This window comes from Lysobacter sp. GCM10012299 (assembly GCF_042649405.1).
In the GTDB taxonomy this organism is placed as follows: Bacteria; Pseudomonadota; Gammaproteobacteria; order Xanthomonadales; family Xanthomonadaceae; genus Lysobacter_J.
Genome location: NZ_JBHRZC010000004.1, coordinates 199675 through 223615 on the forward strand (window position 1 = coordinate 199675; position 23941 = coordinate 223615).

General features: G+C 68.2%; 23 protein-coding genes and 1 tRNA gene. 10 read left to right on the top strand and 14 right to left on the bottom strand.

Translation table 11 applies throughout. The features are described from left to right. Window positions 1-127 precede the first annotated feature (127 nt). The 3 genes from ACFOPO_RS12115 to rnfB all read left to right on the top strand — a co-directional run bounded on the left by ACFOPO_RS12115 (window position 128) and on the right by rnfB (window position 3296). A complete protein-coding gene (locus tag ACFOPO_RS12115) occupies window positions 128-583 on the top strand; it encodes a DUF2147 domain-containing protein (RefSeq protein WP_386703481.1) in 456 nt (151 codons plus the stop codon). A 167-nt stretch (window positions 584-750) separates the two neighbouring features. Beyond that, window positions 751-2844: a methionine--tRNA ligase gene (metG, locus tag ACFOPO_RS12120; protein ID WP_386703482.1), complete on the top strand. Its 2094-nt coding sequence runs from the start codon at window positions 751-753 to the stop codon at window positions 2842-2844. A 20-nt stretch (window positions 2845-2864) separates the two neighbouring features. Beyond that, window positions 2865-3296, top strand: coding sequence for an Rnf electron transport complex subunit RnfB (gene rnfB / locus ACFOPO_RS12125; protein WP_386703483.1), 432 nt, complete (start codon window positions 2865-2867; stop codon window positions 3294-3296). A 14-nt stretch (window positions 3297-3310) separates the two neighbouring features. On the opposite strand, the gene ACFOPO_RS12130 is transcribed toward rnfB, so the two are convergent. The 6 genes from ACFOPO_RS12130 to ACFOPO_RS12155 all read right to left on the bottom strand — a co-directional run bounded on the left by ACFOPO_RS12130 (window position 3311) and on the right by ACFOPO_RS12155 (window position 11039). After that, a complete protein-coding gene (locus ACFOPO_RS12130; protein ID WP_386703484.1) occupies window positions 3311-4291 on the bottom strand; it encodes a TraB/GumN family protein in 981 nt (326 codons plus the stop codon). A gap of 58 nt (window positions 4292-4349) precedes the next feature. Next, window positions 4350-5312, bottom strand: coding sequence for a DUF1684 domain-containing protein (locus ACFOPO_RS12135; RefSeq protein ID WP_386703485.1), 963 nt, complete (start codon window positions 5310-5312; stop codon window positions 4350-4352). Beyond that, on the bottom strand, window positions 5313-7163 hold the full coding sequence (mutL, locus tag ACFOPO_RS12140; RefSeq protein ID WP_386703486.1) for a DNA mismatch repair endonuclease MutL: 1851 nt from the start codon (window positions 7161-7163) through the stop codon (window positions 5313-5315). An 87-nt stretch (window positions 7164-7250) separates the two neighbouring features. After that, on the bottom strand, window positions 7251-8948 hold the full coding sequence (locus ACFOPO_RS12145; protein WP_386703487.1) for an N-acetylmuramoyl-L-alanine amidase: 1698 nt from the start codon (window positions 8946-8948) through the stop codon (window positions 7251-7253). An 87-nt stretch (window positions 8949-9035) separates the two neighbouring features. After that, entirely contained in the window at window positions 9036-9521 is a 486-nt protein-coding gene (tsaE, locus tag ACFOPO_RS12150) for a tRNA (adenosine(37)-N6)-threonylcarbamoyltransferase complex ATPase subunit type 1 TsaE (protein WP_386703864.1), read from the bottom strand. 24 nt (window positions 9522-9545) lie between these two features. Then, window positions 9546-11039 carry an NAD(P)H-hydrate dehydratase gene (locus tag ACFOPO_RS12155; protein WP_386703488.1) on the bottom strand — a complete coding sequence of 498 codons (1494 nt, stop codon included), beginning with the start codon at window positions 11037-11039 and terminating at the stop codon, window positions 9546-9548. Between the two features lie 54 nt (window positions 11040-11093). On the opposite strand from ACFOPO_RS12155, the gene queG reads away from it, so the two are divergent. Then, complete coding sequence (gene queG / locus ACFOPO_RS12160; RefSeq protein WP_386703865.1) at window positions 11094-12155, top strand: tRNA epoxyqueuosine(34) reductase QueG; 1062 nt, start codon at window positions 11094-11096, stop codon at window positions 12153-12155. 4 nt (window positions 12156-12159) lie between these two features. Here queG and pgi read toward each other — a convergent pair whose 3' ends face one another. From pgi to pcnB, 6 genes are all read right to left on the bottom strand, one after another. Beyond that, window positions 12160-13668: a glucose-6-phosphate isomerase gene (gene pgi / locus ACFOPO_RS12165; RefSeq protein WP_386703489.1), complete on the bottom strand. Its 1509-nt coding sequence runs from the start codon at window positions 13666-13668 to the stop codon at window positions 12160-12162. A 7-nt stretch (window positions 13669-13675) separates the two neighbouring features. Then, window positions 13676-14056, bottom strand: coding sequence for an aspartate 1-decarboxylase (gene panD / locus ACFOPO_RS12170; protein WP_158730628.1), 381 nt, complete (start codon window positions 14054-14056; stop codon window positions 13676-13678). A gap of 158 nt (window positions 14057-14214) precedes the next feature. After that, complete coding sequence (gene panC / locus ACFOPO_RS12175; protein WP_386703490.1) at window positions 14215-15063, bottom strand: pantoate--beta-alanine ligase; 849 nt, start codon at window positions 15061-15063, stop codon at window positions 14215-14217. A gap of 79 nt (window positions 15064-15142) precedes the next feature. Next, window positions 15143-15961, bottom strand: coding sequence for a 3-methyl-2-oxobutanoate hydroxymethyltransferase (panB, locus tag ACFOPO_RS12180; protein WP_386703491.1), 819 nt, complete (start codon window positions 15959-15961; stop codon window positions 15143-15145). A 59-nt stretch (window positions 15962-16020) separates the two neighbouring features. Next, window positions 16021-16542, bottom strand: a complete 522-nt coding sequence (folK, locus tag ACFOPO_RS12185; protein WP_386703492.1) for a 2-amino-4-hydroxy-6-hydroxymethyldihydropteridine diphosphokinase — start codon at window positions 16540-16542, stop codon at window positions 16021-16023. A 39-nt stretch (window positions 16543-16581) separates the two neighbouring features. Beyond that, complete coding sequence (gene pcnB / locus ACFOPO_RS12190; protein WP_386703493.1) at window positions 16582-17937, bottom strand: polynucleotide adenylyltransferase PcnB; 1356 nt, start codon at window positions 17935-17937, stop codon at window positions 16582-16584. A 119-nt stretch (window positions 17938-18056) separates the two neighbouring features. Here pcnB and ACFOPO_RS12195 point away from each other — a divergent pair. Continuing rightward, a tRNA-Glu gene (locus tag ACFOPO_RS12195) sits at window positions 18057-18132 on the top strand. A gap of 168 nt (window positions 18133-18300) precedes the next feature. Then, window positions 18301-18624 carry a ferredoxin FdxA gene (fdxA, locus tag ACFOPO_RS12200; protein ID WP_200604864.1) on the top strand — a complete coding sequence of 108 codons (324 nt, stop codon included), beginning with the start codon at window positions 18301-18303 and terminating at the stop codon, window positions 18622-18624. Window positions 18625-18688: 64 nt separating this feature from the next. Here the strand turns inward: fdxA and ACFOPO_RS12205 are convergent, their stop codons facing one another. Continuing rightward, complete coding sequence (locus tag ACFOPO_RS12205; protein ID WP_386703494.1) at window positions 18689-19186, bottom strand: hypothetical protein; 498 nt, start codon at window positions 19184-19186, stop codon at window positions 18689-18691. Between the two features lie 17 nt (window positions 19187-19203). After that, a complete protein-coding gene (dapA, locus tag ACFOPO_RS12210) occupies window positions 19204-20109 on the bottom strand; it encodes a 4-hydroxy-tetrahydrodipicolinate synthase (RefSeq protein ID WP_386703495.1) in 906 nt (301 codons plus the stop codon). Window positions 20110-20368: 259 nt separating this feature from the next. On the opposite strand from dapA, the gene ACFOPO_RS12215 reads away from it, so the two are divergent. The 4 genes from ACFOPO_RS12215 (at window position 20369) to ACFOPO_RS12230 (ending at window position 23939) form a co-directional block, all read left to right on the top strand. Continuing rightward, on the top strand, window positions 20369-20929 hold the full coding sequence (locus ACFOPO_RS12215) for a glycine cleavage system protein R (protein WP_158730621.1): 561 nt from the start codon (window positions 20369-20371) through the stop codon (window positions 20927-20929). Between the two features lie 68 nt (window positions 20930-20997). After that, entirely contained in the window at window positions 20998-21480 is a 483-nt protein-coding gene (locus tag ACFOPO_RS12220; protein ID WP_386703866.1) for a peroxiredoxin, read from the top strand. A gap of 148 nt (window positions 21481-21628) precedes the next feature. Then, a complete protein-coding gene (locus tag ACFOPO_RS12225; RefSeq protein WP_386703496.1) occupies window positions 21629-23038 on the top strand; it encodes a PhoH family protein in 1410 nt (469 codons plus the stop codon). 217 nt (window positions 23039-23255) lie between these two features. Then, on the top strand, window positions 23256-23939 hold the full coding sequence (locus ACFOPO_RS12230; RefSeq protein WP_386703497.1) for a YoaK family protein: 684 nt from the start codon (window positions 23256-23258) through the stop codon (window positions 23937-23939). Window positions 23940-23941 lie beyond the last annotated feature (2 nt).

The window sequence follows — 23941 nt, forward strand, 5'->3', positions numbered from 1 at the left end:
GCATTGCCCGGGGCCGCCATGTTACGTGCTCTTGCGCGCCCGGTCCGTACGCCTGCGGATGCGGTATAAAGGTCCGCAACCGCATCCCGGTGCGGGCCATGCCGAATACATCCCTGGGAGGGGACCCATGCGTACGAAGTTGCTTGCCCTGCTGTTCCTGACTGCACTGCCGCTGAGCCTGCTGTCGACTGCCGCATTCGCGCAGACGCCGGCACCGGTCGGTCAATGGACCACCATCGACGACAAGACCCAGAAGCCCAAGTCGATCGTCGAGATCTACCAGGCCAAGGACGGCAGCCTCGCCGGCCGCGTCACCGAGATCCTGCAGTCCGACCGCGGCCCGAACCCGCTGTGCGACAAGTGCTCGGGCGAGCGCAAGGGCAAGCCGGTCAAGGGCATGGTGATCCTGTGGGGCATCAAGCAGGACGGCGAGACCTGGGAAGGCGGCCAGATCCTCGACCCGGCCAGCGGCAAGATCTACTCGGTGAAGGTCACGCCGATCGACGGCGGCAAGAAGCTGGAAGTCCGCGGCTTCATGGGCTTCTCGCTGCTGGGCCGCACGCAGACCTGGGTGCGCAAGTAAGAGCACCCCTCTTCCGCCCTTCGGGCACCTTCTCCCACAAGGGGAGAAGGAAGAGCATCCAATAACCCTCTCCCCTTGTGGGAGAGGGACAGGTCGCGAAGCGACCAGGGAGAGGGGGATGGGTCGCCATGCGATAATCCCCCGCTCTTTACGCGTCCCGGCCCCCCATGTCCCGCGAGTTCGTCGTTTCCTGCGCCCTGCCCTACGCCAACGGGCACCTGCACCTGGGCCATCTGGTCGGCTACACACAGGCTGACATCTGGTGCCGCGCGCAGCGCCTGGCCGGCCACAAGGCCTGGTACGTCTGCGCCGACGACACCCACGGCACCCCGATCATGCTCGCCGCCGAAAAGGCCGGGCAATCGCCGGAAGCGTTCATCGCCGGCATGCAGGCCAGCCACGAGCGCGACTTCGCCGACTTCGGCGTCGCCTTCGACCATTACGACTCGACCAACTCGCCGCGCAACCGCGCGTTGACCGAGGCGATCTACGCCAAGCTCGACAACAACGGCCACATCAGCCGGCGCTCGGTCGAGCAGCTGTACGACCCGGTCAAGGGCATGTTCCTGCCCGACCGCTACGTCAAGGGCATCTGCCCTAACTGCGGCACGCCGGACCAGTACGGCGACAACTGCGAGAACTGCGGTGCGACGTACTCTCCGAGCGAGCTGAAAGAGCCGCGTTCGGTGGTCAGCGGCGCGACGCCGGAGCTGCGCGAGTCCGAGCACTTCTTCTTCGAGGTCGGCCAGTTCGATGCCTTCCTGCGCGAGTGGCTGTCGGGCGATGTCGCCATGCCCGGCGTCAAGGCCAAGCTGCAGGAGTGGCTGGACGCCGAGGGCGGCCTGCGCGCCTGGGACATCTCCCGCGACGCGCCCTACTTCGGCTTCCAGATTCCCGGCCACCCGGGCAAGTTCCTGTACGTCTGGCTCGATGCGCCGATCGGTTACCTGTCGAGCTTCCAGGCGCTGTGCGAGCGCGAGGGCCTGGATTTCTGGTCGTACCTCACCCGCGACAGCAAGGCCGAGCTGCACCATTTCATCGGCAAGGACATCGTCAACTTCCACGGCCTGTTCTGGCCGGCGGTGCTGCACGGCGCCGGTTTCCGCGCGCCGACGCGCCTGCACGTCAACGGTTACCTGATGGTCGATGGCGCCAAGATGTCGAAGTCGCGCGGCACGTTCGTCATGGCGCGCACCTACCTCGATGCCGGCCTGGACCCGGAGGCGCTGCGCTACTACTACGCGACCAAGACCAGCGGCGGCGTCGACGACCTCGACCTCAACCTGGCCGACTTCACCGCGCGCGTGAATGCCGATGTCGTCGGCAAGTTCGTCAACCTCGCCAGCCGTTGCGCCGGCTTCATCGAGAAGCGGTTCGAAGGCCGCCTTGCAGATGCCCTGCCCGATCGGGCGATGTACACGCACTTCGTCGCGCAGCTGGCGCCGATCGCCGAGGCCTACGCGCGCAACGAGGCCGCGACCGCCGTGCGCCTGACCATGGCGCTGGCCGATGAAGCCAACAAGTACATCGACGAGCACAAGCCGTGGGTGCTGGCCAAGCAGGAAGGCGCCGACGCGCAGTTGCAGTCCGTGTGCACGCAGGGCCTGAACCTGTTCCGCGTCCTCAACGCCGCGCTCAAGCCGGTGCTGCCGCGCGTGACCGCGCAGGCCGAGACGTTCCTCGCAGCGCCCGTCGCGCAGTGGAACGATCTCGAATCGCCGCTGCTCGCGCACCGCATCGGCAACTACACGCCGCTGTTCACCCGAATCGACCCCAAGCACATCGACCACATGATCGACGCCTCGAAAGAATCGCTGAACCCCGACAACGCCAGCGCTGCTGCGGCCGCTACTGCGAAGACGGCCGCTGCCCCGGCGAAGGCCGACAAGGCCGCGGCACCGGCACCGGCCGCTGCCACGGCAGCGGGCGCGACCATCGGCATCGACGACTTCGCCAGGCTCGACCTGCGCGTCGGCAAGGTGCTGGCCTGCGAGTTCGTCGAGGGCTCCGACAAGCTGCTGCGCTTCGAACTCGATGCCGGCGAACTGGGCAAGCGACAGATCTTCTCCGGCATCCGCGGCTCCTACGGCGAGCCGGAAAAGCTCGTTGGCCGCAGCGTGGTGTTCATCGCCAACCTGGCGCCGCGCAAGATGCGCTTCGGCGTCAGCGAGGGCATGGTGCTGTCGGCAGGTTTCGACGGCGGGTCGCTGTTCCTGCTGGATGCCGACGGTGGCGCCGAACCGGGCATGCCGGTCCGCTGATCCGCACACGCGGAGCGGGCATGCCCGCTCCCGCCCACATCATGAATGTCGCCGACCTGACCGAGCGCCTCGACCGCATCCTGCCGCAGACCCAATGCGGCCAGTGCGGGTTCGCCGGTTGCCGGCCCTATGCCGAAGCGATGGCCGCGGGCGAGGCCGATGTCGATCGCTGCCCACCGGGTGGTGACGCCGGTGCGCGCGCACTGGCGCGGCTGCTCGGCGTCGAAGCGCGACCCTATGACCGCACGCGCGGCGAACACAAACCGGCGCAGGTCGCGGTGATCGTGGAAGCGGACTGCATCGGCTGCACCAAGTGCATCCAGGCCTGCCCGGTGGACGCGATCATCGGCGCGTCCAAGCACATGCACACCGTCATCGCGCCGCTGTGCACCGGCTGCGAACTGTGCGTGCCGGCATGCCCGGTCGATTGCATCGTGCTGGCGCCACCCTAACGCCAGGCGGCCCCTCACAACGCCGACAGCTGCTGCTCGCTGCATGCCGAGCACACGCGCTCGACCTTGTAACCCTTCTCGCGCAGCTTGCCGACGATGCCGTCGTCTCCGAGCAGGTGCAGCGCGCCGACCACGACCAGGGTGCTGCCCTGCTTCGAGCCGTCGAGCATGACCTGGATCTGCGGCAGCCAGGCCTGGTTGCGGTCGACGTTGATCATCCGGTAGGTCTGCGGAGTCTTGTCGCGCATCTCTTCGCGGGTGAGCTTGTCGAGGCGGGCGACGTCGCCGTCGCGCCAGGCCGAGTGCAGGTCGCCGAGCATCTGCGGCATTTCCAGCGGCTTGTCGAGGAACTCCTTCAGCGAAACGATCTGCTCGTCCATCGGCGAGGCGTCGAGCACCTGCAGCTGCGTGTCGATCGATTCCAGGCCGGCAGTCGGCTTGTTGCCCGTCGCCGCGCGCTGCATCAGGTACTGGTCCATGCCCCTTTCCGGCTTGAAGCCCATCTGGTCGGCCATGCCCAGCATCAGCGACAGGTTGATGAACCAGGGCTCGTAGCCGTCGAACTGGGCGACCGAGAATCCACGCTGGGCAACGATCCGGGCGAACTTCTCGCGCAGCGCCGCCGGCAGCACCTGGGTGAGGGTGCGGCCGTCGCCATAGCCGGCAGCGGCCAGGAACTTCTGTGCCGTCGCCGGATCGGTCATCTGCTCCGGCGGCACTTCGAACACCACCTTGTCCGACGCGGCGAAGGCGCTGTCGATGTCGGCCGAAAGCGGATAGTCGTCGCCCTTGAGCAGGTGGAACGAACCAAGCAGGTACACCGCGTTGTCGGCGTCGGAGACTTTCCACAGCAGCGGCAGCGGCGGCGCCTTGGCCGTCGCGACCGGCGGATTCTGCGTCGGCTGCGGCGTGGCCACCTTTTCGACGGCAAGGGCCACCGACGCCAGCGCGGCGACAGCCAGCATGGTCAGGCAGAACATCTTCAGGCGACGCATCGGAACAGTGTCCTTCGGCTTTCAGGCGCGAGGTTGAGGGGCAAGTGGGGGTGTCAGATCAGGGCGCGGCGTGCGCGTAGGTCTTTTCGCCGGCATCGACCAGCAGGTCGAGTCGATTCTCCGGCGGCGGCAGCGGACAGGTCGCGAACGCGGTGAACGCGCACGGCGGGTTGTACGCCTGGTTGAAATCGAGCGTGACGTTGGCGTCGGCGCCGGGCTTGGGCGCATCGAGGAAGCGGCCGGCCGGATAGCTGCCATGGCCGCTGGTGCGATCGGCGAACACCAGGAACAGCGTGTCCTCGCCTTCATCCAGTGCTTCGATGCGGTACTGCTTGCCGCCACGCTCGAACTCGAGCGCGCCGGGGTTGGGCACTTCGTCCGTGATGCCGATGATGTTTGCGATCGGCAGGGTCTTGCCCGGCGGATGCGGCACGTAGTGGGCCTGGACTTTCCAGTCCGTGCTCGCCGGCCAGTACTCGATGCCGCGGAAGCCGGTGCGGCTGGGCGCATCGGCGTGCTTCACCCGCAGGGCGTAGCGATCACCGCGCTTGATCACGGTCACCAGGCCCTTGCCTTCGTCGAACGCCAGCACGCTCGGTCCGGTCGGAGAATCGTCCGCGCGCAGTTCGGCGGCGCCCTTCAGCGGCTCACCGTCGAGGGTGACGGCCAGGCCTTTTTCCGGGACGAAACGCAGCCGGCCGTTGTTGAGGTCGATCATGCCGAAATGGTCCGGCCCGACCGCGAGCTGGATGCCATTGCCGGCGGACGCACCGAAGTAATGCGGGCCCGGGTCGATCCAGTGCAGGCCGACGACGCTGGTCCAGCCGTCGGGCTTGGTCAGGTTGGCCACGCGCTGGCTGCGCCACAGTTCCAGGTCGCGCGCGAACGAGATCTGCGCGGCCTGGTCCTGCGCGGCCTTGCCGGCGCCTTCATCAGCGGGCTTGCTGCAGGCGCCGGCCAGCGCGACCACGGCCACGAGCCATGCACTCTTTGCGAACTGCCATTTTGCGGTTGCCGACATTCAGCGTCCTCGCAGGAACCAGCGGTCGATTTCGGGAAGGGTGAAGCGCGCCCAGGTCGGGCGGCCATGGTTGCATTGCCCCGAGCGCTCGGTGGCTTCCATCTCGCGCAACAGGGCATTCATTTCGGGCAGCGTCAGGCGACGGTTGGCGCGCACGGCGCCGTGGCAGGCCATCGTCGCCAGCAACTCGTCGCGCGCCGCGGCCACGCGCCGGGATTCGCCGTGCTCACGCAGGTCGGCCAGGACGTCGCGCAGCAGCGCTTCGACATCGCCGTGTGCGAGCAGTGCCGGCACGCTGCGCAGCGTCAGCGACTGCGGTCCGCTGCGGGTCACTTCGAAGCCGAGCGCGGCCAGGGTCTCGCCGTCGCGTTCGGCCACCTCGGCCTCGCGCTCGGACACCGCCAGCGTCGCCGGCACCAGCAGCGGCTGCGTGCGCAGGCCTTCGCCGTCGTGCGCGCTCTTGAGCTTCTCGTAGCCGATGCGCTCATGCGCGGCATGCATGTCGACGACGATCAGGCCTTCGGCGGTTTCGGCCAGCACGTAGATGCCGTGCAACTGCGCAATCGCGTAGCCCAGCGGTGGCAGCGTGGCTTCAGCGCTGTGCGGCATCGCAATCGGCGCGGACGATGTCATGACCGGCTGCGCCGCGCCATAGAGCGCGGCATACCCCGAGCGCGCCTCGGCGACCTGCATCGGCAACGGCGACTGTTCCTGGCGCCAGAAGGCGGGCGAAGCGCCGTTGGAAAACCCCTGGGCCCCGACAGGCATTGCGGCCCAGTTCGCAGCGGGAACGCCTTCCATCGGTGCCCCCATTGCATTCGGCGTGGTCCCCGCACGCGTCTCCGCCAGCGCGCTTTGCAGCGTGCGGTAGACGAAATCGTGGATCAGGCGTGCATCGCGGAAACGGACCTCGTGCTTGGCCGGGTGCACGTTGACGTCGACGCGACGCGGATCGAGCTCGAGGAACAGCACGTACGCCGGTTGGCGGCCATGGAACAACACGTCGGCATACGCCTGCTTGATCGCATGGGCGATGCTGCGGTCGCGCACGGCGCGGCCGTTGACGTAGAGGTACTGCTGGTCGGCGCTGGCGCGGTTGTACGCCGGCTGCGCGATCCAGCCGTGCAGGCGCAGGCCCTGGCCCGAACCTTCGGTATGCGCACCGCCGGCGTGGTCGACGCGCAGTGCATGGCGCGCGAACTCCTCGCCCAGCGCTTCGTGCAGGCGCACTTCGGAGAGCAGATCGCCTTCGCCCTTCCAGCGCCGCGACGGCTTGCCGTTGTGCGAGACGCGCAGTTCGACATCCGGGCGCGCCAGTGCCAGCTGCCGCAACCATTCCTCGATGTGGCCCAGCTCGGTGCGCTCGGCCTTCAGGAACTTGCGGCGCGCCGGCACGTTGAAAAACAGGTCGCGCACCTCGACGGTGGTGCCCTGCGGGTGCGGCTTGGGGACGACCGCGCCAATGCGCCCGCCTTCGACATCGAGCGTTGCCGCATGGTCGTTGCCGACGCGGCGCGAGGTCAGTGCGAAGCGGCTGACCGACGCAATGGACGGCAAGGCCTCGCCTCGGAAACCGAGCGTGGCCACGCCTTCGAGGTCGTCGAGCGAAGCGATCTTGCTGGTGGCGTGGCGCTGGATGGCCAGCGGCAGCTCGTCGGCAGCGATGCCGCCGCCATCGTCGCGGATGCGGATCAGGCGTACGCCGCCCTCTTCCAGGTCGATGTCGATGCGCCGCGCGCCGGCGTCGAGCGCGTTCTCCACCAGTTCCTTGACCACGGATGCCGGGCGCTCGATGACCTCGCCGGCCGCGATCTGGTTGATGAGGGTGTCAGGGAGTTGGCGGATCGTCACGGCCTGGGCGACGCAGTCCTGCGCCGTCGGAATAGTCGGGTGTGATGATAGCCGACGCAGCGACGTTTCCGGGGGTGCAATGCTGGCTTACGGGCTGCCGCCACCGGCTCCCGCGTCGGCAGTCACGTACGTGGCATCGGCGCGCGCGGCGTACAGCGTGCCCGGCGGCGGTTGACGGGTGAAGTAGGTGTTGACGCCATCGAGCACCGCGCGGGCGAGGTTGCGCTGGTGGGCCGGGTCGGTCAGGCGACGCTCTTCGTCCGGGTTGGAGATGAAGGCGGTCTCGACCAGCATCGCCGGCATGTCCGAAGTGCGCAGCACGGCGAAGTTGGCACGCTCGATATGCGGCTTGTGGTTGCTGCCCACGCGCTTGAGGCCGTCCAGCACGTGCTCGGCGGCGTCTTCAGAGGCCTTCATGTGGCCGCTCTGGGTGAGGTCGAGCAGCACCGAGGCCAGGGTGTTGCTGGTCTGTTCCAGGCGCACGCCGCCGATCAGGTCGGAGGAGTTTTCCTTGTCGGCCAGCCAGCGCGCACGCTGCGAGGACGCGCCCTTGAGCGACAGCACGTACACCGATGAACCCTTGGCCGAGCGGTTTTCAGCCGCGTCGGCATGGATCGAGATGAACATGTCGGCCTTGGCCTGGCGCGCCAGCTGCGCGCGGCGCGGCAGCGGGATGAACACGTCGGTGTCGCGCACCAGGTGCGCCTTCAGGCCGGGCGTGGCGTCGATCTGGCGCGCTAGTTCGCGGGCGATGGCCAGCGTGACGTCCTTCTCGCGCTTGCCCGACGGGCCGAGCGCACCGGGGTCCTGTCCGCCGTGGCCGGCGTCGATGGCGATGACCAGCGGCCGCATGCCGCGGCCGCGCATCACATCCTTCATGGTCTTGACCGGCGCCTGGCCGGGTGCGGGCGCTGGCGTCGACGCCAGGGGCGCGGAAGTCGTGGTCGTTGCCGTGCTGGCAGCGCTGGCACCGGTCGGTGTCGGCTGGCCGGTGGCGATGCGCGTCGGCACGCCGGTGGCGACCGTGGTGGGCACGTTCGACGCAGCGGCAGCAACCGCGGCAGGTGCCGCAGCAACGCTGCCCGGCGTCGAGGAAATGGTGTTAGCCGGTGCGGGAACCGTGGTCGCCGCCGCCTGACCGTTGCGACCGGCCACGATCGCGGAGATCAGGCGGGTCGTGGCCTCGGAAGAAGCAGCGCTGACTTCGCCCACCGACGGCGCCTGCGCGGTCGGCGATGCAGCCTGGCCCGTCGGCAGGTAGGCCGAAGCATTCGAAGCGGGCGGCGTGACGGTTTCAGGGCGCGAAGTCGGCACCGCCGTGGTGGACGCTGGCGCCACGGTCGGTTCGGCAACCGTCGCGATCACTCCGACCGGTTCGGCGCCGTCGCCCGGCCACTCCAGAACCAGGCGCGGACCGCTCGCGCCCTGCTCGATGCGCGGCTTGAGCACCGTCACCTGCTGGGAGAGGTCGAAAACAATGCGCGAGGTGCCCGGGGCCGGCTCACCCGTGCGCACGGACTTGACGACGCCGGTGCCGGCCGGGAGACGGAAATTGCGGGCCAGGTTCGATGCGGGCAGGTCCACGACCAGGCGGTCGGGTCCTTTCAGGCTGATCACCTTGAATTCGCCGGCGCCGTCGAGCGCGATCTCGGCGCGGGTGCCGGTTGCGCCGGCACTCAACTCCAAGCCCTTGATTTCACTGGCATGCGCCAGGTTCCAGGCGAGCGCGGCGAGCAGCGCGAGGCCGAGCAGAAACTTCTGGACGGTGGCGACATTGACGCGCATGGCCGGTAGTCAACCACCGGGTCAAGGAATTTGCAAGCACTTTTCCCTTACGAATCCGCGACCTGCCGGACTTTCCTGCGGAACCGTTCAGGAGTCGGACGCAACCTCATGCCCTGCGGCCAGCGGCGCCAGCCGGGCCAGCCAGGCCTCCCCGACCGCCGTTCCCGGCCGCAACCGGGCCCGCCGCCCTGCCCCGTCCATCGCCAGGTCCACCGTCAGGTCCGCCATGGGCAATGCACCGGCGCCGCGTTCTGGCCACTCGACCAGCCAGAGGCGAACTTCGGCGCCATCGAGACCGAGGAATTCCAGTTCCCCGGCATCCGAAATCCGGTACAGATCCAGATGCCACGCTTCGCCACCATCGGCCAACGGATAGCGTTCGACGAGCGTGTAGGTCGGACTGCGAATTGCACCTTGCACACCGAGCGCGCGCAGCAATGCGCGCGCAAGGGTCGACTTGCCCGCACCGAGATCGCCGTGCAGATGCACGACGGCATCCACCGGCCGCGTACGCGCAAGCTGCGCACCCAGTGCATCGGTTGCATCGGCGTCGGCCAACCAGAATTCATTCACCTGCACAGTCTCTTTCAACACGCATCAACGCTCCGGATTGACAAAGTGGCGAAGCCAGGGCATCACGTCGCTCGGCAACAGTCCGCGCTCGCCGCCTTCATGCGCGGCCGCGTCGCCCGCAGCGGCATGCAGCAACGCACCCGCGCTGGCCGCGTCGAATGCGGAAAGGCCTTGCGCACGCAATGCAGCAATGACGCCACTGAGCACATCGCCCATGCCACCGACGGCCATGCCTGGATTGCCGGCGGCAATGATGCGGGGCGTTTCGTGTGCCGCCGCAACAATGCTGCCCGCACCCTTGAGCACCACCACGCAGGCATAACGTTCGCTCAACGAACGCGCGGCTGCGAAACGATCGCGCTGCACCTGCGCAGTACTGATGCCAAGCAGGCGCGCGGCCTCGCCCGGGTGCGGCGTCAGCACGGCATCACCAGGCAGGGCGAACGGATGCATCGCCAACAGGTTGAGGGCATCGGCATCGAGCAGCAGCGGCCTCGCGCTGGCCACCGCGCGCTCATAGAGATCGCGGCCCCATGTGCCCAGGCCCAGACCGGGTCCCAATGCAATCGAGCTGGCACGATCCAGCGCCGGCTGCAGCGACTCAGCATCGTCGACGACGTGCACCATCGCTTCGGGGAGCCGCGCCAGCAGTGGCGCGACATGTTCGGCACGCGTGGCCACCTCAACCAGCCCGGCGCCGCTGCGCAATGCCGCCTGCGCGCACAGCATGATCGCGCCACCGCTCCCGGATTCGCCGCCGACGCACAGCACACGACCGCTAGTACCCTTGTGACTGTCGCGCCGACGCGGCGCGAGCCAGCGCGAGAGCGCGACGGGTGTAAGGCGATGCGCACGTGCGGCAGTGCCGTCGAACCATTGCGCCGGAATCTCCAGCGCCGCCAATGACAGCACGCCGACGTGATCGAGTGCCGCTCCGGTGCGCAGCCCGATCTTTCCTGCCATGAACTCGACGGTGCGCGTGGCGACCACGGCGGTGCCCGCGACGCAACCGCGATCGGCATCGATGCCGCTGGGCACATCGAGTGCCAGCACGGGCGCGTCCTGCGCATTGATCGCGGCGATCAGCGCCTGCGTTGCTTCGTCCGGTTCGCGCGACAGGCCGATGCCGAACAGCGCGTCGACGACGACGTCCGCCGCCGGCAACGCACCTTCGAACAATTCGACGGCACCACCCACGGCGAAGTAGTCCTGCGCCGCGCGTCGCGCCAGCTCGCCGCGCGGGACCTGCCCCGGCAGATGCACGACCGTGACGTGGCGGCCGGACTGGCGCGCATGCCGGGCCAGCACGTAACCGTCGCCACCGTTGTTGCCCGGACCGCAGGCGACGACGATCCGCTGCGCCTGCGGCCAGTGCGTCAACACCTCGCGCCAGGCGGCCCGGCCGGCCCGGCTCATCAGCTCGAAGGCATCGCCCAGCGCCTGCGCCGCGCGCGCTTCCACCTCGCGCAGCGCAGCGGCGTCGTAAAGCGCATCGGCGAAGGCGTCATCGCGTGGCATCACGGGATTCTATACTTGTGCCTCGTGAACACTCCCGCCGCCCCGATCCCTGCCCTGCCCGCCGCGGCACCCGACTACGCCGTCCTGGCGCAGCGCGTGCGCCTGCTGGCGCGCGAGTTCGGCTTCCAGCGTTGCGGGATCACCGACATCGACCTGGGCCAGGACGAGGCGCACCTGCGCGACTGGCTGGCGCAGGGGCTGTACGGCTCGATGGACTGGATGGCGCGCCACGGCGACCTGCGCTCGCGCCCGGGCGACCTGCACCCCGGCACGATCCGGGTGATATCGGTCGGTCTCGACTACGGCCGCGATGGCGACGAAGCGTGGGCGACGCTGGACGACAGCGAGCGCGCCTATGTTGCCCGCTACGCGCTCGGCCGCGACTACCACAAGCTCATGCGCCAGCGGCTGCAACGCCTGGCCGACCGCATCGCCGAAGAAGTCGGCCCGTTCGGCCACCGCGTCTTCGTCGACTCGGCGCCGGTGCTCGAACGCGCGCTCGCACGCAACGCAGGGCTTGGCTGGATCGGCAAGCACACTTGCCTGATCGACAAGGAAGGTGGCTCGTTCTTCTTCCTCGGCGAGATCTACGTGGATCTACCGCTGCCGATCGACACACCTGCCAGCGCGCACTGCGGCACCTGCCGCAAGTGCATCGACATCTGCCCGACCCAGGCGATCGTCGCGCCCTACCGGCTCGACGCGCGCCGCTGTATCGCCTACCTCACCATCGAGCACGAAGGTTCGATACCGGAGGAGCTGCGCCCACCGATCGGCAACCGCATCTTCGGTTGCGACGACTGCCAGCTGATCTGCCCCTGGAACAAGTTCGCCCAGCGCACCGACGAAGCCGACTTCCGCGCCCGCAACGATCTCGACAAGGCGACGCTGGTGCAGCTGTTCGCGTGGGACGAAGCCGAGTTCCTGCAGCGCACCGAAGGCACCGCGATCCGCCGCAGCGGCCATGAGCGCTGGTTGCGCAACATCGCGGTCGCGCTGGGCAATGCGCGCACCAGTCCGGAAGTGATTGCCGCATTGAAGGCGCGGCGGGAATCCGCAAGCGCGATGGTGCGCGAACACATCGAGTGGGCGCTTCGGCGGCATCACGCCGCCTAGGCAGTCAGCGCAACTGCGCCAGCAGTTCCCGCGTCACCGGATCGTCCGCCTGCGCCTCGCCGGCCAATGCAGGCAGCAGCCGGCTCGCCACCTGCTTGCCCAACTCCACGCCGAACTGATCGAAGGCATTGATGCCCCAGATCACCGACTGCAGGTAAACGCTGTGCTCGTACAGAGCCAGCAACGCGCCGAACGCCTGCGGCGTCAGTGCGTCGAGCAGGATCATCGTGCTTGGACGGCCACCGGCATAGGCACGTGCAGGATCGTAGCTGGCCTGGCCATTGGCGAAGGCCTCGGTCTGCGCCAGCAGGTTGGCCTGCAGCGCGCGGTGGTTGTCCGGGTACGGCGCGTCGGAACGGATCACCCCGATGAAATCCGAAGGCACGATCGACGTGCCCTGGTGCAAGGCCTGGAAGAAGCTGTGCTGGGTGTCGGTGCCGGCACCGCCCCACCACACCGGCACGGTGTCGACCGTGACCGCGGAGCCGTCGGTGCGCACCGACTTGCCCAAGCTCTCCATCACCAGCTGCTGCAGGTAGTTGGACAGCAGCTTCAGGCGCTCGTCGTAGGCGAGCACGGCCTGCGTGGCATAACCAAGGCCGTTGCGATTCCAGATCGACGTCAGCGCGTGCCACGCGGCGAGGTTCTGCGGCAGCGGCGTTTCGAGGACGTGCACGTCCATCTGCGAGGCGCCGTCGAGCATCGCTTCGAACGCATCCATGCCGATCGCCAGCGCGATCGGGAAGCCTACTGCCGACCACAGCGAATAACGACCACCCACCCAGTCCCACATCGGCAGGATGCGCTCGGGCGGAATGGCGAAGGATTCAGCGGCGCGTTCGACATTCGCCGACACGGCGTACAGACGTTCGGTTCCGCCCAGCCAGTCGCGCAGGATCGCGCCGTTGAGCAGCGTCTCCTGCGTGCCGAAGGTCTTGGAGATCAGCACCGCGGCGGTGCGGCGCGGGTCGAGCCCTGCCAGCACGCGCTGCGCGGCATGGCCGTCGACGTTGGACAGGAAATGGACGCGGAAGCGTCCCGGCGCGGCGCCCGTGAGCGCATCCACCGCCAGGCGCGGACCGAGGTCTGAACCGCCGATGCCGACGCTGACGATGTCGGTGACATCGCTGGCTGCCAGCGCATCGACCAGCGCACGCATGCGCGCACGTGCTTCCAGCGCCTGGGCGTGCGCGGCGCGCGCCACCGGCGCGGTCGAGACGTCGCCGCGCAGCGCGGTGTGCAGCACGCTGCGGCCTTCGGTGACGTTGATCTTCTCGCCGTCGAACTGCGCCTGCAGCTTCTGCCGCACGCCGGCCTGCTCGGCAAGCTCGAACAGCGACGCCAGGGCGTCACAGTCGTAGTGCTGGCGGGCGAAGTTGGCGTAGACCGGACCGACGCGCACGGCGAACCGCTGCGCGCGCGCCGGGTCGGCGGCGACCAGGTCCTTCAGCGGGGTTTGGATGACGCGCCCTGCCTGGGCGCGAAGACGGCTCAGACGGGCATCGGCATCCATGGGCAGGTCAGGCTGCCTGTGCCGGCATCGAACGGTTGGTGTGCGTCAGCGCGTTGTGGCGGTCGACGTAGACCAGGGTCGGCTTGTACTTGGCCGCCTCGGCTTCATCGCACACGCCGTAGGCGCAGATGATGACCAGGTCGCCGGGCTGCGCGCAGTGGGCGGCGGCACCGTTGACCGAGATCACGCCGCTGCCCTCTTCGCCACGGATGGCGTAGGTGACGAAGCGCTGGCCGTTGTTGACGTTGTAGATGTGGATCTGCTCGTACTCGCGGATTCCCGAGATGTCGAGCAGGCGCCCGTCGATCGCGCACGAGCCTTCGTAATGCAGCTCGGCATGGGTCACGGTGGCGCGGTGGATCTTGGCCTTGAGTACGTTCAGTTGCATGTGTGTGGCTCCGGCCGCGGGCATGCGGACGCGTCAGACCGCAAGTCTAGCAGCGCATGGCGCAGTGCAACATCTCCCCGCCTACCGGATTGGCACCGCCGGTGGAACGGTTCAGATCGCCGCGGGAGACGTTTCGAGCAGCCGGTTCAGGCGCCGGCTCAGGCCCCGAATTCGAGGTTGTCGATCAGCCGTGTCCGCCCCAGCCGGGCCGCGATCAGGGCCACCCGGGCGCCGCCCTCGCCGTCCGCCGGCTCGGTCAGGTCCGGGCGCCGCACCACGGCGTAGTCAGGAACGAAGCCGTCCGCTTCCAGACGCTTGACCGCCTCGGCCTCGACCGCCGCGCGCGGCGTGCCGGCTTCGATCGCGTCGCGCATGGCCAGCAGGCAGCGGTGGATCGCCGCCGCGGTGCCGCGCTCGTCCGCCGACAGGTACTGGTTGCGCGAACTCATCGCCAGGCCGTTGTCCTCGCGGACGATGTCGGCGCCGATCAGTTCGATGGCGAAAGCCAGGTCGCGGACCATGTAGCGGATGACCGCAAGCTGCTGGTAGTCCTTGCGCCCGAACACGGCCACGTCCGGCTGCACCTGGTTGAACAGGCGCGACACAACGGTCGCGACGCCGTCGAAATGCCCCGGTCGATGCGCACCCTCGAGCGTCGTGCTGACGCCCGGTACCTGCACGCGGACCGTCGCCTCGGCGCCGTAGGGGTACATGGTCTCGACAGTGGGCAACCACATCACGTCGCAGCCAGCCGCTTCCAGTCCGATCGCGTCGGCTTCAGGCGTGCGCGGGTAGCGGGAGAAGTCTTCGTTGGGGCCGAACTGGGTCGGGTTGACGAACACGCTGGTGACGACGCGATCGGCGTGCTGGCGCGCCAGTTGCACCAGCGAGTAGTGGCCTGCATGCAGGTTGCCCATGGTCGGCACCAGGGCGACGCGCAGCCCTTCGCGTCGCCACTGCGCCACTCGCGCGCGCAGCGCGGCAAGGTCGGTGATGGTTTCGATCATGGCGTCTTTGCGGGCATTGCTGGAGCTTGCGTTGCGATGGTTTGCGACGTGCGCGCCGGAAACAACGGGAGTGCGGCGGTCAGGCATAGGAGTGTTCGGCGTCCGGGAAGCTGCCGTCGCGAACGGCCTGGGCAAATGATTGGACAGCGCCCGCTACCGAGCCGCCCTCGGCGAGGAAATCCTTGACGAAGCGCGGCCGGCGATGGCCGGAGTTGACGCCCAGCAGGTCGTGCAGCACCAGCACCTGGCCGTCGCAGTGCGGGCCGGCGCCAATGCCAATCGTGGGAATGGCCAGGTCGGCGGTGATCGCCGCGGCCACCGGGGTCGGCACGCACTCGAGCACGAGCAGGCTGGCGCCGGCCTCGGCGACGGCGCGCGCATCGGCGCGCAGCCGTGCAGCCGCCGCCTCGTCACGACCCTGGACCTTGTAGCCACCCAGGCGCAGCACCGACTGCGGCGTCAGCCCCAGGTGCGCGCAGACCGGGATCTCGCGCTCGACCAGGAAGCGGATGACGTCGAGCTTGTGCCCTGCCCCTTCGAGTTTGACCATCGCCGCGCCGGCCTGCAGCAGCTGCACCGAAGCATCGAGCGCGCGCTCGGGCGTGGCGTCGGCCTGGAACGGCAGGTCGGAAACCAGCAGGGCCTTGGCCAGCCCACGGGCGACGCAGGCCGTGTGGTAGGTGACGTCGGCCGTGGTCACCGGCAGCGTGCTGTCGTGGCCCTGCACGACCATGCCGAGCGAATCGCCGACCAGCACCAGGTCGACGCCCGCGGCGTCCATGGTGCGGGCGAACCCGGCGTCGTAGCAGGTCAGCATCACCAGCCGGCGGCCGTCGCGCTTGGCGTCGGCCAGGGCCGGCACGGTCCAGGGCTTGTCGTTCGGGGTTCCGCTGTACATGGCGTGGGGTACCGGTTGTCGGCGCGGGTCAGGCAGAGCCGGAGCCGGCCAAGGGGCGGCTACGGGCGATCGTCCGGAGAATCCGCATACGTTACCGCCTCGACCTCCCCCGGTTCCATCTTCGCCAGCGCCTGACGCGCCGGACCGATCCCGGGGATGAGCGCGTCGGGGGCGATTTCCAGCAGCGGCACGAGCGCGAAGGCGCGCTCGTGCAGGTGCGGGTGCGGGACCTGCAGGCCAGGTTCGCTGATCACGGCGTCGCCATACAGCAGCAGGTCGAGATCCAGCGTGCGCGGGCCCCAGCGGTCGCTGCCGTCGGCCTGGCGGTCGCGACCGGCGACGCGCTCGATGGCGAGCAGGTCGGCCAGCAGCTGCTGCGGCGTGTGCTGCGTTTCCAGCATCGCCACGGCGTTGACGAAATCGGGCTGCTCGGTCACGCCCCACGCCGGCGTGCGGTATAGGCGCGAGGCCTGCAGCAGGCGCGTGCCCTCGATCGCCGCCAGGGCGGCGAAGGCCGCGCGCAGGGCGACGATGCTGTCACCCAGGTTGCTGCCCAGGCCGACGAACGCGGTGGCTGTCATAGCGTGATCGTCATGGCCGGTACGTCCGCCCTGCCCGCCTCATTCCTGGCTGGTGGCGGGCTTGCGGCGACGGCGGCGACGCTTGCGCGGCTCTTCGTCGTCGGCCTGCGCGGCGCGCTCGGTCTCGAGTTCTGCGATGGCAACGGCATCGCCGGGATTGGCCTGCGCCTCGCGCCAGAACGCGACGTCTTCGGCGTGCTCGTCCGACGCGGTCAGGCGCAGGCCGAGAAAATCGAACGCGGCGCGGAAGCGCGGATGCGCGAGCGTGCGGAACACGCGCTTTCGCTGGCGCAGCGAGAACCGCGACTGCAGCAACCAGATTTCCTGCATCGGCAGCGAGAAACGGCGCGGCAGCGCGATCGTCTCGAGCTGATGCACGGTGACGCGGTCGGCGGCGCGACGCTGCGCCTCGGCCGTGTGCATGCCCTGCGCCTGCAACGCCATCAGCGCCCGGCAATACGCCGGCCACAGCAGCAGCGCGAACAGGAACGCGGGCGATACCGGCTCGTCGTTGGCGACGCGCGCGTCGGTATTCTTCAGGCCTTCCAGCACCATCTTGCGCAGCGCGCCGCTGCGATTGGACTTCAGCGCGGCGGCGGTTTCCGGCAGCAGCGCCGGCAGCAGGCCGTGGCGCTCAAGGCCGAGGAAACTCTTGACCGCGTTGCCCGACAGGAACAGCTTGAGGCATTCCTCGAACAGGCGCGCCGGCGCGGATTCGCGCAGCAGCGGCGCCAGCACCGGGATAGGTGCAGCAGTCGCCGGTTCGATCTCGAAATCGAGCTTGGCCGCCAGGCGCACGGCGCGCAGCATCCGCACGGGATCCTCGCGGTAACGCGTCTCCGGGTCGCCAATCAAACGCATGAGGCGGTTGCGCACGTCCTCGAAGCCACCGACGTAGTCGCGCACCGAGAAGTCCTCGATCGCGTAGTACAGCGCGTTGGCGGTGAAGTCGCGGCGGACCGCGTCGTCCTCGATGGTGCCGTAGACGTTGTCGCGCAGCAGGCGACCGCCCTCGTGCAGCTCGCGGTCGCCGCTGCCGTCGTCGGTGTTGGCGCGGAACGTCGCCACCTCGATGATCTCGCGACCGTAGACGACATGGGCAAGCCGGAAGCGACGGCCGATCAGGCGGCAGTTGCGGAACAGGCCCTTGACCTCTTCCGGCGTGGCGTTGGTGGCAACGTCGAAATCCTTGGGGTGGCCGCCGATCAGCAGGTCGCGGACGGCGCCGCCGACCAGGAAGGCGTCGAAGCCGCCCTCGCGCAGGCGATACAGCACACGCAGGGCATTGGGGCTGATATCCCGGCGCGACACGTTGTGCTGGTCGCGCGGAATGGTTTGCAGCCTGAGTTGGATTTGGTTGTCGGATTCCATCGAGCGGGCGTTGCCGCAGTCCATTTTAGGTGTGGGAGGCCATTGCCCGGGGCAGCGGCGCCGCATATACTAGCAAGCCGCGCTGGGTTGAGAGCCTTGCGCCGGGGGTCTTCTCGCTACACAGCCCGCTCCATGCTCCATCTGCACCCTTCGTCTAGAGGCCTAGGACGGTGCCCTCTCAAGGCATCAACACGGGTTCGAATCCCGTAGGGTGTACCAATTCCGAAGCCCGCGCAGCGATGCGCGGGCTTTTTCTTTGTAGCGCCCGCCATCCCGGCGTAGCGCCCGTCATCCCGGCGAACGCCGGGATCCAGGCTGTCACGCCCCGAGCGCCGGCATACAATACGCAATGCCCGCCAGGGCCCTTCATCTCACGGAACCATCGCCATGCCCTTCGTCGTCACCGAGAACTGCATCAAGTGCAAGTACACCGACTGCGTCGAGGTGTGCCCGGTCGACTGCTTCCATGAGGGCCCGAACTTCCTGGTGATCGATCCGGACGAGTGCATCGACTGCACCCTGTGCGAGCCGGAATGCCCGATCAACGCGATCTACCCGGAGGACGACGTGCCGGCCGGGCAGGAAGCGTTCGTCGCACTCAATGCCGAGCTGGCCAAGGCCTGGCCGGTCATCACCACGCGCAAGGACGGCCTGGCCGACGCCAAGGAATGGGAAGGCAAGCCGGGCAAGCTCGATCTGCTGGAGCGCTGAGCGCGACCTGCAGAAACAAAAACGGGCGCCGATGGCGCCCGTTTTGATTCGAGGCAATGCTCGATCAGCGGCCGACCAGTGCCATGCGCAGCGTTTCGATCAGCTTCTTCGGGGCATCGCCGCTCGCCGGCACGCCACGCGGATCGACCGCGGCGACGTAGGCGCCGACATCGGCACCGGCCACGCGCACGAGGAAGTTGCTGCCCTCGTAGTTGACGTCGTACACGCCCATCGCCTGGGCGCTGCTGGTGACCTTCACGCCTTCGACTGCCGCCAGCGCGGTACCGACCTTGGCGAACACTTCGTCACGCGTGCCGGTGACGGTGAAGCCGGTGCCGGCCAGGGCCGGATTGCCCAGCGCGGTCGCCGGGGTCGGCAGGTTGACGGCGGTGTCGGTGCGCGGCGCGTCCAGGTCCGGCGGAACTTCCAGCGGGCGCATTTCCGGGGCCTGTGCGTACAGGTCATTGCCCTTGCGGAACCAGCTGCAGCCGGAACCGGCGGCGACACCGGCCAGCACCAGGGCGGCGACGGCGACGCGGGACATCGAAACGTTGGAACTCATGTAGCTCTCCTGCAGGGTCAGGCCGCGAGGGAATCGCGGCAGGCGTTTTCAAGTTCGCGGACGAGCATGTCGACCGTCGCGGCGGAAGCAGTATGGACCGGCGACAGCGGCAGCAGCGGCAGGCGCAGGCCGTGGCCGATGCCCTGGCGCTGCAGCAGCGCCTTCACGGGAATGGGATTGGGCTCCACGCCGAGGAAGTCGTAGGCGGCGAGCATGCGCGCATCCAGCGCCAGCGCTTCGTCGCGGCGGCCGCCACGGGCCAGGTCGGCCAGGCGCCGGAACGCATGCGGGAGCACGTTCGATGCCACCGAGATCACGCCGTCGGCGCCGGCCAGCATCGCGCGGCACGCGGTCGGGTCGTCGCCGCTGAGCACGGCGAAGCCTTCGCCCTTGAATGCCAGCAGCGCGGTCATGCGCTCGGGTTCGCTGCGCGCTTCCTTGATGCCGACGATGTTCGCCAGCGGCGCCAGTTCGGCGACGGTTTCCGGCAGCAGGTCGCCGCCGGTGCGGCCCGGCACGTTGTAGAGCACGATCGGCAGCGCGCCGTCGTCGGCTATGGCGCGGTAATGCGCGACCAGGCCCGCCTGGGTCGGGCGCACGTACGGCGGCGTCACGACCAGCGCGGCATCGGCGCCAAGGGCCGCCACGCGTCGCGTCAGTTCGATCGTCTTTGCCGTGTTCGACAGGCCGGTGCCGGCCAGGACCGGGATCGCGCCGGCGACACGCTCGACGGCGGTGCGCAGCAGCGCGTCGTACTCGGCGTCGAACAGCGCGGCGGCCTCGCCGGTGGAACCGGCGACGACGATGGCCTGGGTGCCGGCCGCCAACTGCTGATCGAGCAGTCGCTGCCAGGCGTCGAAATCGATTTCGCCGGACGCGGTGAAAGGCGTCGCCAGCGCGGTGATGCTGCCGGAAAGTCGCAAGTTGGGGGTACTCGGTGCACGTGTTGCATTGAACCCCGCACGTCACGTGCGGGCCCTGGAACCCAGGCCTGGCTGCCGGCCAGACGGGCCAATCGGCAGTCCGATCAATGGGTCGATCAGTTGATCTGTGGCCGGGATGATCGCACGGGATGTTACTTGCGGGCTGAAAGCGCGGGCAAGTATGCTGCCCGGCAACCACAGCCCGCTCACGGGCCGCCATTCAGTATCTGAGCACGTTGCTCCCCAAGCAGGCGCCGCCTTGACCGATTCCGCTGCCCGGCCGTCGCCGAACGAAAACCACCTCCTGATCAACGCCTACACGACGCATCCGGAGACGCCGCTATTGTCGGTGACTCGCCGGATCGCCGATTCCGGCTGCAACCTCGTCGACGCACGCCTGGCCACGGTCGGCCGCGACGTGTCGGTGACCGTGCTCGCCGTGGGCTCCTGGGATGCGGTGGCCAAGCTGGAGGCCATGCTGACCCGGCTGGAGCGCGAGGAAGGCCTGAAACTGGTGTGGTACCGGACCGGCGCCAAGCAGGTGCAGTCCAACCTGCTCCCGTACGTGGTCGAGGTGGTGGCCGCCGACAAGGCCGGGATCCTGTTCCAGCTGGCCGACTTCTTCGATCGCCAGGGCATCACCATCGAAAGCCTGCACAGCTCGCGCTACCGCGCCATGCAGACGGGGGCTGAGATGTTCTCGGCGCAGATCACGATAGGGGTACCCTCGAGCATGCACATCGCCGCCCTGCGCGACGACTTCCTCGAGTTCTGCGACCACCTCAATCTCGACGCGATCATGGACCCGATGAAATTCTAGGGACCCGATGAAGTTCCAGTAATTCCGTGGTAGCGTCACGACAAAGCAGCATGGAACGAAAAGGCGAAATGCCCGATACCGGCGACAGGATTGCGAAAGACGTCTCCGAACTGCCCCTGGCGCTGTCCAGCGGCCAGACCGCGCAGCTCAAGGACTTCGCCGGCCAATGGCTGGTGCTGTACTTCTATCCCAAGGACAGCACGCCCGGTTGCACCACCGAGGGCATCGACTTCAATGCCCTGCTGCCGAAGTTCAGGAAGTTCGGCGCCACCGTGCTGGGCGTTTCGCGCGATTCGATCCGCTCGCACCAGAACTTCTGCAGCAAGCAGGGCTTCAAGTTCGACCTGGTCAGCGATCCCGACGAAACCCTGTGCAACGCCTTCGGCGTGATCCGGGAAAAGAACATGTACGGGCGCAAGGTGCTGGGCATCGTGCGCAGCACGTTCCTCATTGATCCCAAGGGCGTCATCGCCCAGTCATGGAGTCCGGTGAAAGTCCCCGGCCATGCCCAGGCCGTCCTCGACGCACTCAAGGCTGCCGCAACGCAGTGACCCCCGCCGCCCACCACCCACGCTGCCGTCCCGCCCCGCGGGCCACGGCAGCGTCGCCGTGTCTGCAGTCCATCCAGACGCTCCACCGTTCCACGCTTAATCAGTTCACCCGGCCGATCACCATGTTCAACCCGCATCGGAGCATTCGATGACCAGAAGCAAGCGGATCTACGTGCTCGACACCAATGTGCTCATGCACGACCCGACCGCGCTGTTCAAGTTCGAGGAACACGATGTCTTCCTGCCGATGCAGGTCATCGAAGAGCTCGACAACGCCAAAAAAGGCACCTCCGAAGCCAGCCGCAACGCGCGCCAGGTCAGCCGCTTCCTCAATGAGCTGATCCAGGCCGAAGGCACCGACAAGATCTCGTCCGGCATCACCCTCAGCCGCCCGCAGGGTTTGCAGCTGCGCGGCGAGCAGAGCATCGGCAAGCTGCGTTTCCAGACCCGCGACTTCGACTCGGGCAAGCGCTTCGGCGCGGTGATCCCCGACAACCACATCCTCGGCTCGATCCTGTCGCTGAAGGAAAGCGACCCGGGCGTGCCGGTGGTGTTCGTCTCCAAGGACATCAACCTGCGCATCAAGGCGTCCATCGCCGGGATCGTGTCGGAGGATTACGAGAACGACCGCGCGCTCGACGACTTCAGCCTGCTCTACACCGGCGCCACCGCGCTGCCGGAGGACTTCTGGCAGCGTTTCGGCAAGGACCTGCGCTCGTGGACCGAGAAGGGCCGCACCTTCTACGAGATCTCGCGCAACCGCGACAGCGCCGAGGACGACAACTGGCATCCGAACCAGTTCCTGTACCTGCCCGGCGACGACGAGTCGCAGATGAAAGTCGCGCGCCTGACCGACACCAAGGTCGTGCTGCAGATCGTCGACGACTTCCGCCACAGCCAGCACGCCGTGTGGGGCATCACCGCGCGCAACCGCGAACAGAACTTCGCGTTGAACGCACTGATGGACCCGGAGATCGACTTCGTCACCCTGCTCGGCACCGCCGGCACCGGCAAGACCCTGCTCGCCCTGGCGGCCGGCCTGGCGCAGACGATGGACCAGCAGCGTTACCGCGAGATCATCATGACCCGCGCCACGGTCAGCGTCGGCGAGGACATCGGCTTCCTGCCCGGCACCGAAGAGGAAAAGATGACGCCGTGGATGGGCGCGCTGACCGACAACCTGGAAGTGCTCACCCACAACCAGGACGGCGGCAGCTGGGGCCGCGCGGCCACCAATGATCTGCTCGCCAGCCGCATCAAGATCCGCTCGCTGAACTTCATGCGCGGCCGCACCTTCCTCAACCGCTGGCTGATCCTCGACGAGGCGCAGAACCTCACGCCCAAGCAGATGAAGACGCTGATCACGCGTGCCGGCCCCGGCACCAAGATCGTCTGCCTGGGCAACGTCGAACAGATCGACACGCCCTACCTCACCGAGACCACCTCGGGCCTGACCTACGCAGTGGACCGCTTCAAGAACTGGGACCACAGCGCGCACATCACGCTGCGTCGCGGCGAGCGTTCGCGCCTGGCCGACTACGCGTCCGAAGTGCTGTAACGCAGGCATCCGGCGCGCGCAGGTTCGCCCCTGCGCGCGCTCGTGCACTCAGGCGATTCTCACGCCGATGCAAATGGTTTGAATCACAATCTCCTCGCCCACACGCGCGGTTCACCGTCGCGCTGCTAGCTTCCCGCCCTCGACAGTGGCATGGCGCGGATGCACCGCACCGTCGCAATGACGCTGCCAATGGAGCAACACGAGCAAGGAGCACTGGATGATTTCACGACTGCCCACGTGGGGCTGGTTGTGCGCGGCCGGCCTGTCGCTGGTGGCGGGCATGGTCAATGCGGTGGGATACCTGGGTTTCGAACAGCAGGCGATGGCGCACCTCACCGGCACCACCAGCCAGCTGGGCGTCGCCGTGGCGCAAGGCCAGGCCGGCGTGGCCCGGGAGTTGCTGCTGCCGATCGTTTCCTTCGTCGGTGGAGCGATGCTGAGCGGCCTGATCGTGCAGGACCGGACACTGCGGCTCGGACGCTGTTACGGCGTGGCCCTGGCCATCGAGGCCGCGTTGCTCGTCGCCGCCGTGCCGCTGTTCGAAAGCCGGCAAACGGCCGGTGCCGCGCTGGCGACGATGGCCTGCGGCCTGCAGAACGCGGTGACGGCGACCTTCAGCGGTGCGCTGGTGCGCACCTCGCACCTGACCGGGATGTTCACCGACCTGGGCGTGTTCCTCGGCCACCGCCTGCGCGGCATCGACGTCGACCGGCGACGGCTGTGGCTTTGCCTGCTGGTCATCGGCGGATTCGCGCTGGGCGGCGTGGCGGGGTCGGCGCTGTTTCCTCATTGGGGCTATCGCGCCTTGTACTTGCCGGCGGCACTGACCGGCACGACCGCGGCGGCCTATCTCGGCTGGAGCTTCTGGCGCGGTCCGGCGCGCAACACGGAAGCCGCCTGAGG